Below are 15,132 nucleotides of genomic sequence, written 5' to 3'. Positions count from 1 at the left end.
GGCGGGGCGCCATGCTCAAGGGTTTCAAAGACTTCCTGATGCGCGGGAACGTGATCGATCTGGCTGTCGCGGTCGTGATGGGCACGGCGTTCACCGCCGTGGTCACCTCGGTCACCAAGGGAATTCTGGAACCGCTGCTCGCGGTGCTCGGCGACAACGGGCAGCTGGGACTGGGCGTCCAACTCGTCCCCGGCAAACCCGCCACCTTCATCGCGCTGGGCCCGATCATCAGCGCCGCCATCAATTTCGTCATGGTGGCGGCGGTGCTGTACTTCGTACTCATCGTGCCGATGAAGCATCTGCAGAAGCGCTTCGGCGGCCAGAAGAAGGCCGAGCCCACCCAGACCGAGCTGCTGACCGAGATCCGCGACCTGCTGGCGGCCCAGGCCGCGGACGGCACGTCCGCCGCGAAGGACACCACGAAACTCGCCGCGACGATGAAGACGGTCATGGACTGAACGCCGTCGGGCAAGGCTCGCGGGATTCGAGTACCGCGCTACTCGCGTCGCGGCGCTGCCCGCGGCGCACCCTCGAAAGGTGGCACAGCACAAACTCTTCTGCATTCCGGGCACCTGGGAGGCCGTCACGGCGGCCGAGGAATTCGGGCGGATCGAACCGCGCACCGAGATCGGCATGCTCACCGGTGTCACCGATCTGCTCGACCGCCGCGTGTTCGACGTCGTCTACCTCAACTATCCGAGCAGCGCCGGACCGGTATCCGGCGGCGGCGACGGGCTGCTCGAGGCGCTCGGCCGGCCCTCGCACCGGGAGGTCCGCGAGATGGGCGTGGCCGAACTGCTCCGGCTGATCCGCGAACACCCCGGAGGCTTCGGCATTCTCGGCTACGGTCAGGGTGCCGCGATGGCGTCGCTGGTCGGGCGCGAGCTGGTGTCGGGGTCGCTGCGCAACCGCATGCCGGACTGTCACTGGCTGCACACCTTCGCCTCACCGCACCGGGCGCCCGGGCATACCTTCCCGCTCGGCAACCAGCTGGCGGGCCAAGGGATCTCGGGTGATCCGATCACCGACACCGGCAGCATCGACTGGTTCGACTACTGCCTGCCCGGCGACCTGTACGGCGACGCCGACCTCGTCGACACCTACCTGCCGCTGGCCTACGAGCTAGCCGTCGAGCTGTCGCTGGTGGATCCGTTCGCGATGATCGCGGGCTGCACCGACAGCCTGCTGCGCGGACGGCTGCGCGACGTCATCGCCGAGCTCGGCGAGCATCCGGCGCTGGTGGTGGGCAAGGCGGGCATCACCGGGGCGACGCTGGCGGCTTTTCTCCAGCAGTACCCGCACGACAAGTACGCCGTGCGCGAGATCCTGCCGGGCACAACGGCATTGCGGCACTCGGCCAACCACCTGAACTTCTGGGGGCCGCGCGTGGAGACCGGCGAGCAGCTGGCGGCGACGACCGCGCCGCCACGCTGAGCGAGCGATCACCCAGCCAGCGGGATCAGGCGCTCGGCGTCGTCGAACAGTCCGCGTTCGGCGATGCGCGCGGTGGCCAGCGCGGCCAGGGCCGCGGCGGCGAGCAGCATGTACATGACGACGATCTGGTAGCGAATGGCGGTCAGCGGCTCGACTCCCGCGAGGATGAGCCCGGTCATCGCGCCGGGCAGGCTGATCAGGCCCACCACCTTGGTGGCGTCGATGCCCGGGAGCAGGGCGGTGCGCAGCGCCGAACGCCGGTACGGCAGAAATGCCTGGTGCGCGGGCAGTCCGAGACACAGCCGCGCCTCGACGGCGGCCCGGGACGCGCGACCGTCCTCGTGCAGGCGGCGCAGCGCGATACCGGTGGCCTGCATCGCGCCCGAGACGATCATGCCGCCCACCGGCACCACCACGCGGGCCTCGGTCGAGATCACGCCGAGCAGGAGCAGCGCGCCCAGCGTGATCACCGTGCCGAAGGCGACACCGAGGGTGGCGGCCCGAATCGCATGCGGCACACCCGCTCCGCGCCGACCGGCGACCTGTCCGGCGATGATCACCATCAGCACCACCCAGCCCAGCGCACCGGGCAACCCGGTGTGCCGGAACAGGATCAGCAGCACGGCGCCCACGGCGATCAGCTGCACCCCCGCCCGCGCGGCGGCGATCAGCAGTTGGCCGGTGAGCTGCAGTCGCTGTCGGTAGGCGATGAGCGCCGCCACCCCGACCAGCAGCAACGACACCGCCACACCCGGCCAGTCCGGTACCGAAAGACCCTCTGTCACTGCGCTATCCGTTCGTCGAGCCGTATCGAGTCAAAGAAGCCGGTCCGTCCCGCCACCAAGGAGCCTGCCCGCCTGGGCTCGGGCCGCCGCCCAGCGGCGCCAGTCGCCCGTCCTCGAGCAGCAGGATGTCATCGGCCACGGCGCCGGTGAAATCGCTGTCGTGACTGACGAGGACGGCGCTGCCGCCCGTCCGGCAGTGCGCCCGGACCACATCGCCGATCACCGCGGCCGCGGCCTCGTCCAGGGCGGAGGTCGGCTCGTCGAGCAGCAGCACCTCGGGGGCGACGGCCAGGGCGCGCGCCAGGCAAACCCGTTGCGCCTCACCGCCGGACAGCTCCTCGCACCGCCGATGCACGAAGGTCTCCGGCAGGCCGACGCGGCGCAGCAGCGCGCCCGCCTGCTCGTCCCACAGGGCGGGCCGCCCCACCCGCACCTCGTCGGCGACGACCTCGGTCAGCAGCACCGGATGCTGCGCCACCAGACCTATCCGCCGCCGCAGCGCGAGCACGTCGAGTTCCGCGACGGGCACGCCGTCGAGGAGTATTCGACCGGATGAGGGTTCGGCGAGCCGGTTGAACAGCCGCAACAGCGTGGTCTTCCCGACCCCGCTCGGTCCGACCACCGCCGTGCAGCCGCCGCTCGAGATCGTCAGATCGATATCGGCGAAAATCGTGCGCCCGCCACGCGACACGCCGATTTGCTCCAGGACGATGCTCTGCACGGCCCCACCATGCCGCACCTCCCCCGATATCGCAGCGCAAGCGCACAGGCACGCCGCCGCCGTGGCCGAGCGAGCGCTCAGATCGTCTGTGCCGCTTCGGCTTCGACCAGGCCGGTGAGGAACCCGGCGGGCACGTCCGGCCAGCGGGGCGCGTCGACCGGCGTCCGACGGTGCGCGTAATCCACCACCGGCAATCGGCCGAACTCCGGATGCGGCGGCAGCCCGAGGCGGAGCCGTTCGTTCTCCACCTCGGCGCCCAGGCGCGGCAACGCCATCGAGCGCGCGACGCGGGCCCCCTCGTTGAGCCGCCGGATCGCGGCGGCGCGGTCGCCGCGCAGCGCCTTGATCCGCGCCCCCACCACGTAGCTTGTAGCCCTCGGCGAGTTGGTCGCGCTCGTAGAGCAGTTCGCCCAGCAGCGATCCCGCCAGCCGCGCCCCGTAGGAGTGCGTACCGCCGGTCTGCTTCGCGGCCTTCAGGGCCGCGCGGAAATGCTGTTCGGCCCGCCCGATGTCCAGGCGCAGACCGGCCGCCAGCCCGAGGAAGCACCGACCGTGAATGTTGTTGTAACTCCCCTTGTTTCGCCTCATGTACGGCGCCGACCACTCCTGGATGCGCACGGCCTCCTCGAAGTCGCACCGATATCCGGCGGCGAAGGTCGCCACGTTCGCGGCGATCGCGACCACGTATGGCGGCAGCTGGTCGGCGCGGCGGAAGCACGGCGCCAGCATGTCCTCGACCCCGCCCAGCACGTCGGCCCGCACCGTCACTACCGCGTGCACCACGCCCGCCTCGGCGCGCAGGTTCGCGGTCCTCGTCTCGTCGAGCCCGCCGCGGTCGAGATGCTCCTCGGCCAGTCGCAACGCCCGCTCGGCCGGGTCGGCGCGGTGCAGCAGGATATTGGCCCAGGCCAGATCCAACCGCAGCCGCGGATGCGTCTCGATGGTCGCGGCCGGAAGCTTGCCGACCAGGCCGATGAGGCTGGCCATCTGGCCGTACTCGAGCAGCGTCATCCCGTCCTGCTCCACGATCTCCACGGCCCGCTGCTCGTCACCGGCCAGCAGTGCGTGATCCACCGCCTCGCTCACGTACCGATGCTCGGCGAACCAGATCCTGCTGTTCGATCTGCTCCAGCAGCGCCTGCCCGTCGGCCACCCCGGTCAACGCGGTCGCCAGCTCGCCGCAGGTGCGCTCGGTGATCGAGGTCGCCACCACGAACCCCAGCGTCCCGGGTTCCAGTGTGTCCAGGACATTCTCGGCGAGGAATTCGCTGATGGCGTGATGGCGGTCGGTCAGGTGGCCGACCAGCGCGCCGGGGTCGTCGCTGCCGCGCAACGACAGCGCGGCCAGCTGCAGCGCCGCGACCCACCCCTCGGTCGACTCGGTGAGATCCTCGACATCGCCGCGGTCCAAGGTCCAGCCCGGCCAGGTCGACCAGGAAGGTCTGGGCCTCGTCGATCCCGAAACGCAGGGCGGCGGTGTCGATTTCGACGAGTTCGTCGCGGGCGCGCATGGAACTCATCGGCAAGCCGGTGCGGTGTCGGCTGGTCACCACGAGATGCAGTGCGGGGCTGCAGTTTTCGACGAGAAAGCGCAGCGCGCGGGTGGTGTCCGGATCGGTGACGCGATGCCAGTCGTCGATCACCACCACCAGATCCTCCGCGTGGCCGTCGATGTCGTTGATCAGCGAGGTGAGCACGTACCGTTCGGCCTCGTCGCAGTGTTCCTCGAGCAGGTCTCCCAACCCGAGATCTGCGCGCGCTGCGTGGAGAGCGGATCGGTATACGCCACGGCGACCTCGAGAGAACCTTCGACCAGTTACAGACGAGGATATTCCGCCCGCGCCGATTCGGTAGCCCCTTGTTGTCTATCGCACCGGCCACCGCCGCGCCCGGGGACGACATCGGCGGCATCCGGCGCTCCTCGTTAGCATGCACGCGTGGCAAAACTGAAGGTATCGGTCGACGTGCCCATCTCTCCCGACGAGGCCTGGTCGCACGCGGCCGATCTGCGCGAACTGCACCGGTGGCTACTCATGCACGAGGCCTGGCGCGGCAGCGTTCCGGAAGAGCTGACGGCCGGTACCGAGCTGGTCGGCATCGCCTCGGTGAAGGGCCTGCGCAACCGCGTGCGGTGGACCGTGCGCGCCGCCGAGCCGCCGAAGCGCCTGGCGCTCAGCGGCTCCGGGAAGGGCGGCACCAAATTCGGGCTCGAGCTGCTGATCGCGCCGAAGGGCGACGGGTCGCAGGTCACGGTCGATATCGAGCTGGGCGGACGGCCGCTGTTCGGGCCGATCGGCTCCGGCGTCGCCAGGGCGCTGAAGGGCGATATCGACCGTTCGCTGGACCGATTCGTGGAGCTGTACGCCTGAGCTGATGTGCGAGTGCGGGGCGGTCCTCCGGGCCGCCCTTTGCTGTGCCGTGCGGGTTGGCGCCGACGTGAGCAAAACTGTAACATGTTCTTGTTTTTCCGGATCGTCGACTCCAGCGAACAGCACAGCCGCCAACACGGGCAGCACAGCCGCAGGACAGAAGGGAAGGTCTCATGCAGATCGACAACACCGTGGCCGTGGTGACCGGCGGCGCCTCCGGGCTGGGCCTGGCGACCGCGCAGGAACTGCACGCGCAGGGCGCCAAGGTCGTCGTCATCGACCTGCCGTCCTCCAACGGCGAGTCCGTCGCCAAGGAATTGGGCGCGGGCGCGGTGTTCGCCCCCGCCGATGTCACCGACGAGGAACAGGTCACGGCCGCCCTCGACGCCGCACAGGCGCTGGGCGACCTGCGGATCGCGGTGAACTGCGCGGGCATCGGCAACGCGATCAAGACCGTGGGCAAGAAGGGAGTCTTCCCGCTCGCCGACTTCACCAAGGTGGTGAACGTCAATCTGATCGGCACGTTCAACGTGATCCGCCTTGCCGCCGAACGCATCTCGGCCACCGAGCCGGTCGGCGAGGAACGCGGCGTCATCATCAACACCGCCTCCGTCGCCGCCTACGACGGCCAGATCGGCCAGGCCGCCTACTCCGCCTCCAAGGGCGGCATCGTCGGCATGACGCTGCCGATCGCCCGCGATCTGTCCGGCCTGAAGATCCGCGTGAACACGATCGCTCCGGGCCTGTTCCACACCCCGCTGTTCGCCACCCTCCCCGAGGAGGCCATCGACTCCCTGGGCGCACAGGTCCCGCACCCGTCCCGGCTGGGCAATCCCACCGAGTACGCCGCGCTGGCCCGCCACATCGTCGAGAACCCCATGCTCAACGGCGAAACCATCCGCCTGGACGGCGCCATCCGCATGGCCCCGCGCTGAGCGCGTCACACGAAGGAAGGCCCGGTCCGTTCGGACCGGGCCTTCGCGCACCGCGGAGATCGGCGACTCAGCGCTCGGCGGCCCGTGCCTGCTGGCCGTCCTCCTCCAGCACCGCCTCGCCGCGGGCGACCATGCCCGCCTCGTCCGAGAGCGTCAGGTGCGGGATGAACAGCGCGAGCAGGAACGCCAGCACCGCACCGGGAATCAGGTACCAGAACCCGGGCACCAGCGCGTCGGAGTACGCCCCGACGATCGCGTCGTGCAGGCCGTCGGGCAGGTGCTCGACCACCGACGGCACCAGCGCGCCCGGCTGCAGACCCGCCTGGACCGCCTCGGGCCCGCGCTCGGTGAACACGTCGGTCAGACCGTCGGTGAGCCGGTGGGTGAAGATCGAGCCGAAGATCGCGACGCCGATCGCACCACCCATCTCCCGGAAGTAGTTGTTGGCGCTCGTCGCGGTGCCGATCTGGTCGGGCGCCACGGCATTCTGCACCACCAGCACGATGATCTGCATGATCAGGCCGAGCCCGGCGCCGATCACCATCAGCATGGCCGACACCACCCACACCGAGGTGTGCGCGTTCAGCGTGGTCATCCACAGCATGCCGCCCGCCATGACGAGCGCGCCCAGCGGCGGATAGACCCGGTAGCGGCCGGTGCGGGTGATCGCGGCCATCGAGGTGATCAGGGTGGCCATCATGCCGATCATCATGGGGATCAGCAGCAGGCCCGACACCGAAGCCGATGTGCCCGTGGCCATTTGCAGGTAGGTCGGGATGAACGCGAGCGCCGCGAACATGACCAGGCCCAGCACCAGCGCGATCGCCGAGGTGAGCACGAAGCTGCGGTTGCGGAACAGCCACAGCGGCAGCATGGGCTCCTGCGCCCGCGCCTCCACCGCGACGAACGCGGCCACGACCAGCGCCAGCGCCGCCGCCATGGTCAGGATCGTCGGCGAATCCCAGTCGTAGCGCTTGCCGCCCCAGTCGGTGATCAGGATGAGCAGCGCCGTCGCCGCCGACATCAGCACGACCCCGAGATAGTCGGGCCGGGTCTTCGGGCGGTGACTCGGAATGTTCAAGTAGCGGAACGCGATCACCATCGCCGCGAGCCCGATCGGGACATTGATCCAAAAGCACCAGCGCCAGCCGAGGTGATCGGCGAACAAGCCGCCGAGCAGCGGCCCGGCCACGGAGGTGACGCCGAAGACGGCGCCCATCGGGGCCATGAACTTGCCGCGGTCCTTCGCCGGGACCACGTCGGCGATGATGGCCTGCGCGAGAATCATCAGGCCGCCGCCGCCGACGCCCTGCAGCCCGCGGAACACGATGAACTCCCAGAACCCGGTGGATACCGCGGCTCCCACCGACGCGGCGGTGAACACGCCGATCGCGAACAGGAACAGCCAGCGCCGCCCGAACAGGTCACCGAATTTGCCGTAGATCGGCATCACGATGGTGGTGGCCAGCAGGTATGCCGTTACGGTCCAAGCCATTTCGGACACACCGCCGAGCTGGCCGACGATGGTCGGCATGGCGGTGCCCACGATGGTCTGATCCAGGCTGGCCAGGAACATGCCCGCGATCAGTGCGGAGAAGATGAGCCAGATCCGCTTCTGGGTGAGGACGATGGGAGGTGGCGGCGCTTCAGCCGTCGTGGTCATCGGGGTTTCTCCTTCTGCTGTCTCCCGCGTGGAAAAGGCGAGCGGCAAGGTCTGTTTGATCGTGCAGAGCGTCGGCGAGCGTGCGTTCAGGGTGGTCGGCCAGCGACAGCGCCGCGCGGGTGGTGAGCGTCGCCATGAGATGCGCAGCGAGAGAGGAGAATTCGGTCGAGGCGGCCGTGCCCATCCGAGCAGAGAGCAGTTCCCCGATGGCGGCCTCGTGCCGCACCCCCGCGGCGACGAAGCCCGCGAGCACCCGCGGCTCCTGCTTGATGATCTCGGCGACGAGCGAAATGCTTTCCCGCACTTCGTCATCGGGTTCGTAACCGGAGGCGTACAACCACGTGAGATCGTCGATCAGCACGCCGGTCGGGCCGCCCGCGACGAACCGCTCCCGCGAATCCGGGTCGCCGATCTCCCCCACCGGGCCGACCACCGCGTCCAGCTTGGTCTCGTAGTAGTTGAAGAAGGTGCGGGGCGACACCCCGACCGCCTTCGCCACATCCTCGGCGGTGGTGGCGTCGAGCCCGCGCTCCAGGGTGAGCCGCCGCGCCGCCATGCAGAGATCGAGCAGGGTCCGCCGCTTCTTCTGCTCCCGCAGCCCCGGCTCCGAGGCGCCTCTCCCCTTGGTCATGGCAAAAATTTAGCACAAACTGCAATTTTTCAGAAACTGCAATTTACTGTGAGCCGCAGCACTCATCCCCGTGTTTGACATCAAGTCGACTTCATGGATCAAGGTTTAGGCAAGGCTAACCTGAACACGAGATATGAGGATCGCTGCATGCCGATGACAGCCACGGAAACCCCTCCGCCGCGCCCCTCCCGCGCACAACCAGGACCTGTCGAGCCCGCTGAGGCCGACGACGGGCCCGATGCCCCCAGCCTGATCCGGATCGGGGCCGCGGCGCGGATGCTTCGGCCCATCCGAGGTCACCTGATCCTCAGCGCGACGCTCTCCGCGCTGGCCGCGATCGCCGGGTTCCTCCCGTTCGCGGCTGTCGCCGAGATCGCCAGGGCCGTGCTCTCCGCCGGGGATGTAAGCCAGGCCGCGGGCACGGTCTGGTTCTGGACGGGCGCCGGAGCGGTGGGCGCTTTGCTTCGCCTGGTCCTGCTCGCGCTGGCCACGCATATCGGGCACAACGCCGACGCGGAGATGCTGCACCACCTCCGGATGCAAATCGTGCGACGGCTCGGTGTCCTGCCGATGGGCTGGTTCCGCTCGGCCGGTTCCGGCCAAGTGCGCAAGGCGATGACCGACGACCTCAGCGCGATGCACGAACTGTTCGCCCACGCCTTGGGAGGCCTCGTAGGTGCGCTCACGGGATTGGCGGCGGCGATCGCCTACCTGGTCGCGGTGGAATGGCGGATGGCGATCGTCGTCGTCGCGGTCCCCTTCCTCGGCCTGCTCAGCTACCGGATCGGGATGCGCTCTTCTCCTGTCCTCATGGGCAGGCTGATCACCGCCGAGCGACGGATCGGCACCGCCGGTCAGGAGTATGTCGACGGCATCACCGTGGTGAAGACGTTCGGCGGCACAGAAAAGCGCGTACTGGACCGGTTCGACCAGGCGATGGACGAGCACACCCGCGCGTACGGCTCCTTCCTCGCCCAGAACCGGATGACCGGTGCGATGAGCCACGTACTGGGTGCGGAAGTGACGATCCTGGGCGTCGTCATGGCCGTCGGACTGGGTTTCACCGGCGCCGGCTGGCTCACCATGCCCGATCTGTTGCCCTTCCTGGTAGTCGGGGTCGGGCTGCCGAGTTCGATCGGCCCGCTCTTTCACGGCGCCCACGGCTTGCGGATGGCGCGAACGGCGGCGGGCGACCTCGAACGACTGCTGGCTCGCACACCCTTGCCGGAGCCCCGGGAACCGCGGGAGCCGGACGGACACCGCATCGAGTTCGACCGGGTGTCGTTCTCCTACGACGGGGTGCACGACGCGGTGACCGACGTCAGCGCGATCTGCGAACCCGGCACCGTCACCGCTCTCGTCGGGCCGTCCGGCGCCGGGAAGTCCACGCTGGCAGCACTGCTGCCGCGGTTCTACGACGTCACGGGCGGTTCGATCCGGATCGGCGGGGCAGACGTCCGTGACCTGGCCTCGGAGCGGTTGCTGTCGTCGATGTCGCTGGTGTTCCAGGACGTCATGTTGTTGCGCGACTCCGTCACGGAGAACATCCGCATCGGCAGGCCGGAGGCCACCGACGAGCAGGTCCGGCAGGCCGCCGAAGCCGCGCAACTGCACGAAGTGATCGAACACCTGCCGGACGGCTACGAGACCGTGCTGGAAACCGGCAAGGGCGGCTTCTCCGGCGGCGAACGCCAACGGCTGACCATCGCCCGCGCGATCCTGTCCGAGGCACCCATCGTCGTACTGGACGAAGCGACCGCGGCACTCGACCCGGACAACGAAGCGGCCGTCCAGGCGGCGCTGGCTGAACTCGTCACAGGCAAGACCGTCATCATGATCGCCCACCGCCTGCACACCATCGTCTCCGCCGACCGGATCCTCGTCCTCGAAGACGGCAGGCTCGCCGAATCCGGCACCCATCGAGAACTTATCGCCCACAGCGGTCTGTACGCGCGAATGTGGCGAGCACAACAGAACGGGAACCACGCATGATCCGCAACGTATACCGGCTGTGGCCGCACCCGCGTCCACTGGTCCGGATCTGGCTGCTGACCGCCTTTCTTGCGGTGGTGCAGGGGCTTCTGCTCGGAGCCCTGCTACCCATCCTGCGGGCTCTGCTGGGCCCCGAGCCCGACTACGCGGCAGCCATGCCCTGGCTGATCACCGGCGGCATCGGGCTGCTCGTCTACCTGGGGTTGACCATGATCAGCACGCCGATCGGGTTCGACGCCACGATGGAACTGGCGATCCAGTTGCGCAGGCACCTGATGCGGATGGTGACCACGCTGCCGCTGGGCTGGTTCACCGCCGACCGCAAGGCCCGCTTCGTGCACACCGTGACCACCGTCGCCGGGCATCTCGCTCAGCTGACCGTGACGGTGGGAGCCCCGGCGATCACCTGCCTGGTCGTACCCGCCACCGTCGCAGGGGTCACCTTCGCCGTCGACTGGCGCCTGGCTCTGCTGTTGCTGGCGACGTTCCCGCTCGCCCTGCTGGCCATGCGCAGGTCCAAGCGGATCGTCGCCGCGGTGTCGGTGGACATGGAAATCGCGGGCAAGGAGGTTGCCGGACGAGCCACCGAATTCGGCCAGGCTCAACCCGTCCTGCGTGCCGCCGGGCACGCCACCACCGGCACGGTCCGCATGCGCGACGCACTCGACGACCACCGGTGGCAGTACCAGCGGGCGCTCGAGCGCATGCTCGGCCCGGAGCTGATCTACCACGGTGTGGTGCTGGCCGGATACCTCGCCGTCCTGGTGCTCGGCGTGCAGTTCCTGCTCGACGGCACGCTCGCGGTTGCCGACGCCGTCGCGCTGCTGGTGCTCGCTATCCGCTTCCTCGAACCCCTCGGCACGATGATCAGTCTCGCGTCGGGGCTCGGGGCGATGGACTACCTGGTCGACGAGGTCGACGACATACTGCACACGCCAAGGCTGCCCCACAGCGCGGATCCGATACACCGGGTCGAACACACCGGCATCGAGCTCTCCGACGTCACCTACGCCTACGACCACGGTGACGAACCTGCCCTCTCCAAGGTGTCGTTCCACTGCCCGCCGGGGTCTACCACCGCGTTGGTCGGGCCGTCCGGCTCCGGCAAGACCACGGTCACCCGGCTAGTCGCGCGCCTCTTCGACACCGATGCCGGGACCGTGCGCGTCGGGGGTGTCGATGTCCGCGACTACGACCACCGGGTGCTGCTCGAGGACATCGCGATCGTCTTCCAGGACGTCTACCTCTTCGACACCACCATTGAGGAGAACGTCCGCATCGCCCGCCCGGACGCCAGTCACGCCGAGCTCGAGGCGGCCGCCCGCGACGCCCGTCTCGACGAGGTGATCGACCGACTCCCCGACGGCTGGCGGACCCGGGTCGGTGAAGGCGGTGCCCAGCTCTCCGGCGGGGAACGCCAGCGTGTGTCCATCGCCCGTGCGTTCCTCAAACAGGCGAGGCTCGTGCTCATCGACGAGCCGACCTCGGCCATCGACCCGGAGAACGAAACCGCCATCAGCCAGGCCATCGGAGCGTTGTCCAGTGACCCCGGCCGGACGGTGATCGTGATCGCCCATCGGCCTCCCACGCTCGCCGCCGCCGACCAGGTCGTGACTCTCGACGCCGGACACGTAGTGGAAGTAGGCGCACCGGCGGACCTGCTACACACCGGTGGCTCCTTCGCGCGGCTTTATCAGCAGTACGAGAACGCCCGCATGTGGCAGCTCACCGCCGACGAGCGGTCGGCGGTGCGTCGGCGGTGACCGCGACGGGGTTCGCGGAAACCCATCGGACACGGGGCGCGACGCGGCGACGGCTGTTCGTGGTTGGCTCGCTGTGGCTGGTAGCCAACATCAGCTTCACCTTCTTCTTTCTCACCGTGACCACCATCCTGCTCGACCGGGGCGTCGGGCTCGGCACGGTCGCGCCGATCAATCTGCTCGGCGCGATCTACTTCGGACGGTTCCTCGTCGCGCCGGTGGTCGACCGGTTCGGTTCACGGAGGTTCGGGCACTACCGCAGCTGGCTGCTGCTCACCCAGACCGGGCTGATCCTCACACTGATGGCGCTGTCCATGCTCGACCCGGTCACGAACCTCTCCGCGTTCCTGGTGTTGATGTCGCTGGTCCTGATACTCACGCTGTTCCACGACACCGCGCTCAACGGGCTGGTGGTCCGGCTGCTGCAACCCGCGGAACGCGGCTTCGGCAACGGCATCAGCATGGCCGCGGCCAGCGGTTCGATGCTCATCGGTTCCAGCGCCGCCCTGCTGCTGTACACGTTCGCCGGGTGGACCGCCACCGTGCTCTGCCTAGCCGCGGTATTCCTGATCCCGTTCGCCGTACTGGCCCGGTTCACCGAGCCCCCGGCCGATCCGACCGAGCGAGCGGGCACACCCTGGCGCGAGTTGCCCGGATACTTCCGGCATCCGAGGCGGGCCATCTGGGCGCTGCTGGTGATCCCTGTTTTCGCCGTCAGCGATTGGCTGGCCAGCGCGCCACGAGCGGCCATGCTGCTGGCTGCCGGCTGGACGGTGGACCGGATCGCGATCATCCAGTCGCTGGCGACGGCGGTCCAGATCGCCGCCGCGCTGTTCACCGGTGCCGCCATCGCCCGCTACGGCAAGCGGCGGACGGCGCTGGTGATCGCCGTCGTCGGCGCGATCGCGGTCGCCGCGTCGTTCCCGCTGGCCGCGGGTGCCGCGCCGCTGGTACCGACGACGATGGCGATCATGGGTGTGACCATCGTCTACACCGCCAAGATCACCTGGATAGCCACGGTCTGCATGGATCTCGCCCGGCCGGCGTCGGCGGCCACCGATTTCAGCGTGCCCATGTCGATCGAGGGTGTCTTCGTTACCGTGGTCAATTCCGCCGGGCTCGGCCTCGCGGCGGCGGTGGGGTTCCCTTGGCTCATCGGGCTCGCGCTGGTGATGGCGGTCATCGGCGCGACAGTCGGACCCGCCTGGATCCACCGCCATGGCGAGCCGGTTCCGGAAAGGAGCTGAATGCGACGCACGGCGGGCGGGCGGTGTGCCGCCTCGCCGTGCAGCGCCATGCTGTGCATGATCCGGAACGCATCGTCATAGATCGATCGGTTGAGCGCCAGACTGCGAGCCGCTGGCGCGTGGTGTGGGCAAAATGTGGGCACGGAGGGCAATCGAGCCGGAGGCGTGGCATGAAAAAGGCCCCTCACCTGCATTTCAAGTGAGGGGCCTCAGTGGAGCTGCCGGGAATCGAACCCGGGTCCTCCGCCGCTTCTTCAGGGCTTCTCCGTGTGCAGTTCGCTGTGCCTCTGCTCGGATCTCCCGGTCACGCGAACAAGCCGAGATGACGATCCCAGTCGCTGTTTGTTGTCCCGTCCGACTCCGCGACCGAGGCGGACGGTGCAGCCCTCTAGCTGATGCCAGGGACCGGGTCGAGGGCGAACCCGGGCTGACAGACACGCTCTACTGCTTAGGCAGCGAGAGCGTAGTCGCGCTGATTAGACTCGGCGCTTATTTGGTTACAGCGACGCTTACGGTGGTCTCCTGCCTGCACCGACACGCTTCCCCTGAATCGACGTACGCAGTCGAAACCGTTCAGCCCCGTACTCATCGATCCAGATACTCCCGGCTGGTGGCCGGGCTGTTCATGATAACACCCTCCCCCATCCGTTCATTCCAACCCCACCCGCACCAGCGCGCCGCCACAGTCGACACCCATTCCGGCACACCGGTATTCACGCTACGGCGATCAAAGCCACCGAGCCCAGCGCCAGCGCCATCCCGATCTGCTGCAGCGGACCCACCCGCTCGCCCAGCAGCACCATCGCCAGCAGTACCGTCGCCGCCGGATACAGCGAGCCGATCACGCTCACCAGCGACAGCAGCGAGCCGTGAAAGGCGTACAACATGGCGATATTGGCGATCACATCCAGCACGCTGACGTAGCAGGCCAGCCGCAGCGGCTCGCCGCGCGGCGCCCGGAACTGGCCCGTGACCAGCGCCGCCGTCCATACGACGAACGTCGCCGCGAGCCGCGAGGCCACCAGCGGCCACACCCCGCCCGCCGAACCGGTCTCGTGCAGGAAGGTGAACGTCAGCCCGAACGCCACGCCCGAGCCGACGGTCAGCAGCGCGACGTGACGGCCGAATCGCAACTCGCGGCCGCCGGTGATCTCCTCGGTCACCTTGTCCGGGGACTCCCGGCTGACCAGCACGACCGCCACCAGCGCACAGCCGATGCCGACCAGCGCGGGCGGCGTCGGATGTTCCCCGCCGACCACCCCGACCAGCACCGGAATCCCGGCCACCAGCACCGCCGTCACCGGCGACACCACCGCCATCGGCCCCTGCGCGAGCGCGGCGTAGAACCACCACACGGCCAATCCGGCGGCGACCCCGGAGGCGGCGCCCCACGCGATCGACACCGTATCGACGTCCCCGCCGACGAAGGGCGCCAATCCCAGCACCAGCAGCACCGACAGCGGATAGGACACGATGACGATGCGCAGCGCCGCCACCCGGCGCGAGGCGACCCCGCCGACGAAGTCGCTGACCCCGTAGCCGAGGGCGGCGAGCAGCGCCAGCAGTATCGACGTCAATCGGCGTCTCCGGCCGAC

General features: G+C 68.8%; 13 protein-coding genes and 1 other RNA gene. 7 read left to right on the top strand and 7 right to left on the bottom strand.

Features of this window, described 5'->3' with window-relative positions; all coding sequences use genetic code 11:
• Positions 1–11 precede the first annotated feature (11 nt).
• Complete coding sequence (mscL, locus tag ACYVLQ_RS01300; protein ID WP_460695479.1) at positions 12–458, top strand: large conductance mechanosensitive channel protein MscL; 447 nt, start codon at positions 12–14, stop codon at positions 456–458.
• 79 nt (positions 459–537) lie between these two features.
• Entirely contained in the window at positions 538–1,434 is an 897-nt protein-coding gene (locus ACYVLQ_RS01295) for a hypothetical protein (RefSeq protein ID WP_460695478.1), read from the top strand.
• A gap of 8 nt (positions 1,435–1,442) precedes the next feature.
• Here the strand turns inward: ACYVLQ_RS01295 and ACYVLQ_RS01290 are convergent, their stop codons facing one another.
• Genes ACYVLQ_RS01290 through ACYVLQ_RS01280 form a run of 3 tightly spaced genes read right to left on the bottom strand, consistent with a single transcriptional unit; the run spans position 1,443 to position 4,351 of the window.
• A complete protein-coding gene (locus tag ACYVLQ_RS01290) occupies positions 1,443–2,219 on the bottom strand; it encodes an ABC transporter permease (protein ID WP_460695477.1) in 777 nt (258 codons plus the stop codon).
• A 4-nt stretch (positions 2,220–2,223) separates the two neighbouring features.
• Entirely contained in the window at positions 2,224–4,026 is a 1,803-nt protein-coding gene (locus ACYVLQ_RS01285; protein ID WP_460695476.1) for an ATP-binding cassette domain-containing protein, read from the bottom strand.
• A complete protein-coding gene (locus ACYVLQ_RS01280; protein WP_460695475.1) occupies positions 3,989–4,351 on the bottom strand; it encodes a hypothetical protein in 363 nt (120 codons plus the stop codon). The genes ACYVLQ_RS01285 and ACYVLQ_RS01280 overlap by 38 nt, the downstream gene beginning before the upstream one ends.
• Before the next feature lie 526 nt (positions 4,352–4,877).
• Between ACYVLQ_RS01280 and ACYVLQ_RS01275 the strand changes: the two genes are divergently transcribed.
• Together ACYVLQ_RS01275 and ACYVLQ_RS01270 are read left to right on the top strand one after the other, a co-directional pair.
• A complete protein-coding gene (locus tag ACYVLQ_RS01275) occupies positions 4,878–5,309 on the top strand; it encodes a type II toxin-antitoxin system Rv0910 family toxin (RefSeq protein WP_460695474.1) in 432 nt (143 codons plus the stop codon).
• Between the two features lie 173 nt (positions 5,310–5,482).
• On the top strand, positions 5,483–6,244 hold the full coding sequence (locus tag ACYVLQ_RS01270) for a 3-hydroxyacyl-CoA dehydrogenase (protein WP_460695473.1): 762 nt from the start codon (positions 5,483–5,485) through the stop codon (positions 6,242–6,244).
• A 67-nt stretch (positions 6,245–6,311) separates the two neighbouring features.
• On the opposite strand, the gene ACYVLQ_RS01265 is transcribed toward ACYVLQ_RS01270, so the two are convergent.
• The gene (locus tag ACYVLQ_RS01265; protein ID WP_460695472.1) at positions 6,312–7,907 is read right to left on the bottom strand and encodes an MDR family MFS transporter; all 1,596 of its coding nucleotides are present in this window, start codon (positions 7,905–7,907) and stop codon (positions 6,312–6,314) included.
• Positions 7,891–8,538 (bottom strand): TetR/AcrR family transcriptional regulator, encoded by a 648-nt coding sequence (locus ACYVLQ_RS01260; RefSeq protein ID WP_460695471.1) that lies wholly within the window; start codon positions 8,536–8,538, stop codon positions 7,891–7,893. The genes ACYVLQ_RS01265 and ACYVLQ_RS01260 overlap by 17 nt, the downstream gene beginning before the upstream one ends.
• Positions 8,539–8,691: 153 nt before the next feature.
• Here ACYVLQ_RS01260 and ACYVLQ_RS01255 point away from each other — a divergent pair, with 153 nt between their 5' ends.
• Genes ACYVLQ_RS01255 through ACYVLQ_RS01245 form a run of 3 tightly spaced genes read left to right on the top strand, consistent with a single transcriptional unit; the run spans position 8,692 to position 13,537 of the window.
• On the top strand, positions 8,692–10,530 hold the full coding sequence (locus ACYVLQ_RS01255; RefSeq protein WP_460695470.1) for an ABC transporter ATP-binding protein: 1,839 nt from the start codon (positions 8,692–8,694) through the stop codon (positions 10,528–10,530).
• Complete coding sequence (locus tag ACYVLQ_RS01250) at positions 10,527–12,293, top strand: ABC transporter ATP-binding protein (protein ID WP_460695469.1); 1,767 nt, start codon at positions 10,527–10,529, stop codon at positions 12,291–12,293. The genes ACYVLQ_RS01255 and ACYVLQ_RS01250 overlap by 4 nt, the downstream gene beginning before the upstream one ends.
• Complete coding sequence (locus ACYVLQ_RS01245; protein WP_460695468.1) at positions 12,290–13,537, top strand: MFS transporter; 1,248 nt, start codon at positions 12,290–12,292, stop codon at positions 13,535–13,537. The genes ACYVLQ_RS01250 and ACYVLQ_RS01245 overlap by 4 nt, the downstream gene beginning before the upstream one ends.
• A 210-nt stretch (positions 13,538–13,747) precedes the next feature.
• On the opposite strand, the gene ssrA is transcribed toward ACYVLQ_RS01245, so the two are convergent.
• Positions 13,748–14,118: a transfer-messenger RNA gene (gene ssrA, locus ACYVLQ_RS01240) on the bottom strand.
• A 132-nt stretch (positions 14,119–14,250) separates the two neighbouring features.
• Positions 14,251–15,114 carry an EamA family transporter gene (locus ACYVLQ_RS01235; protein WP_460695467.1) on the bottom strand — a complete coding sequence of 288 codons (864 nt, stop codon included), beginning with the start codon at positions 15,112–15,114 and terminating at the stop codon, positions 14,251–14,253.
• Positions 15,115–15,132: the final 18 nt, after the last annotated feature.

The sequence above is a fragment of the Nocardia thraciensis genome (assembly GCF_054782435.1).
The sequence above is the reverse complement of the archived record's forward strand: the minus strand, read 5'-3'. Positions and strand labels throughout refer to the sequence as shown.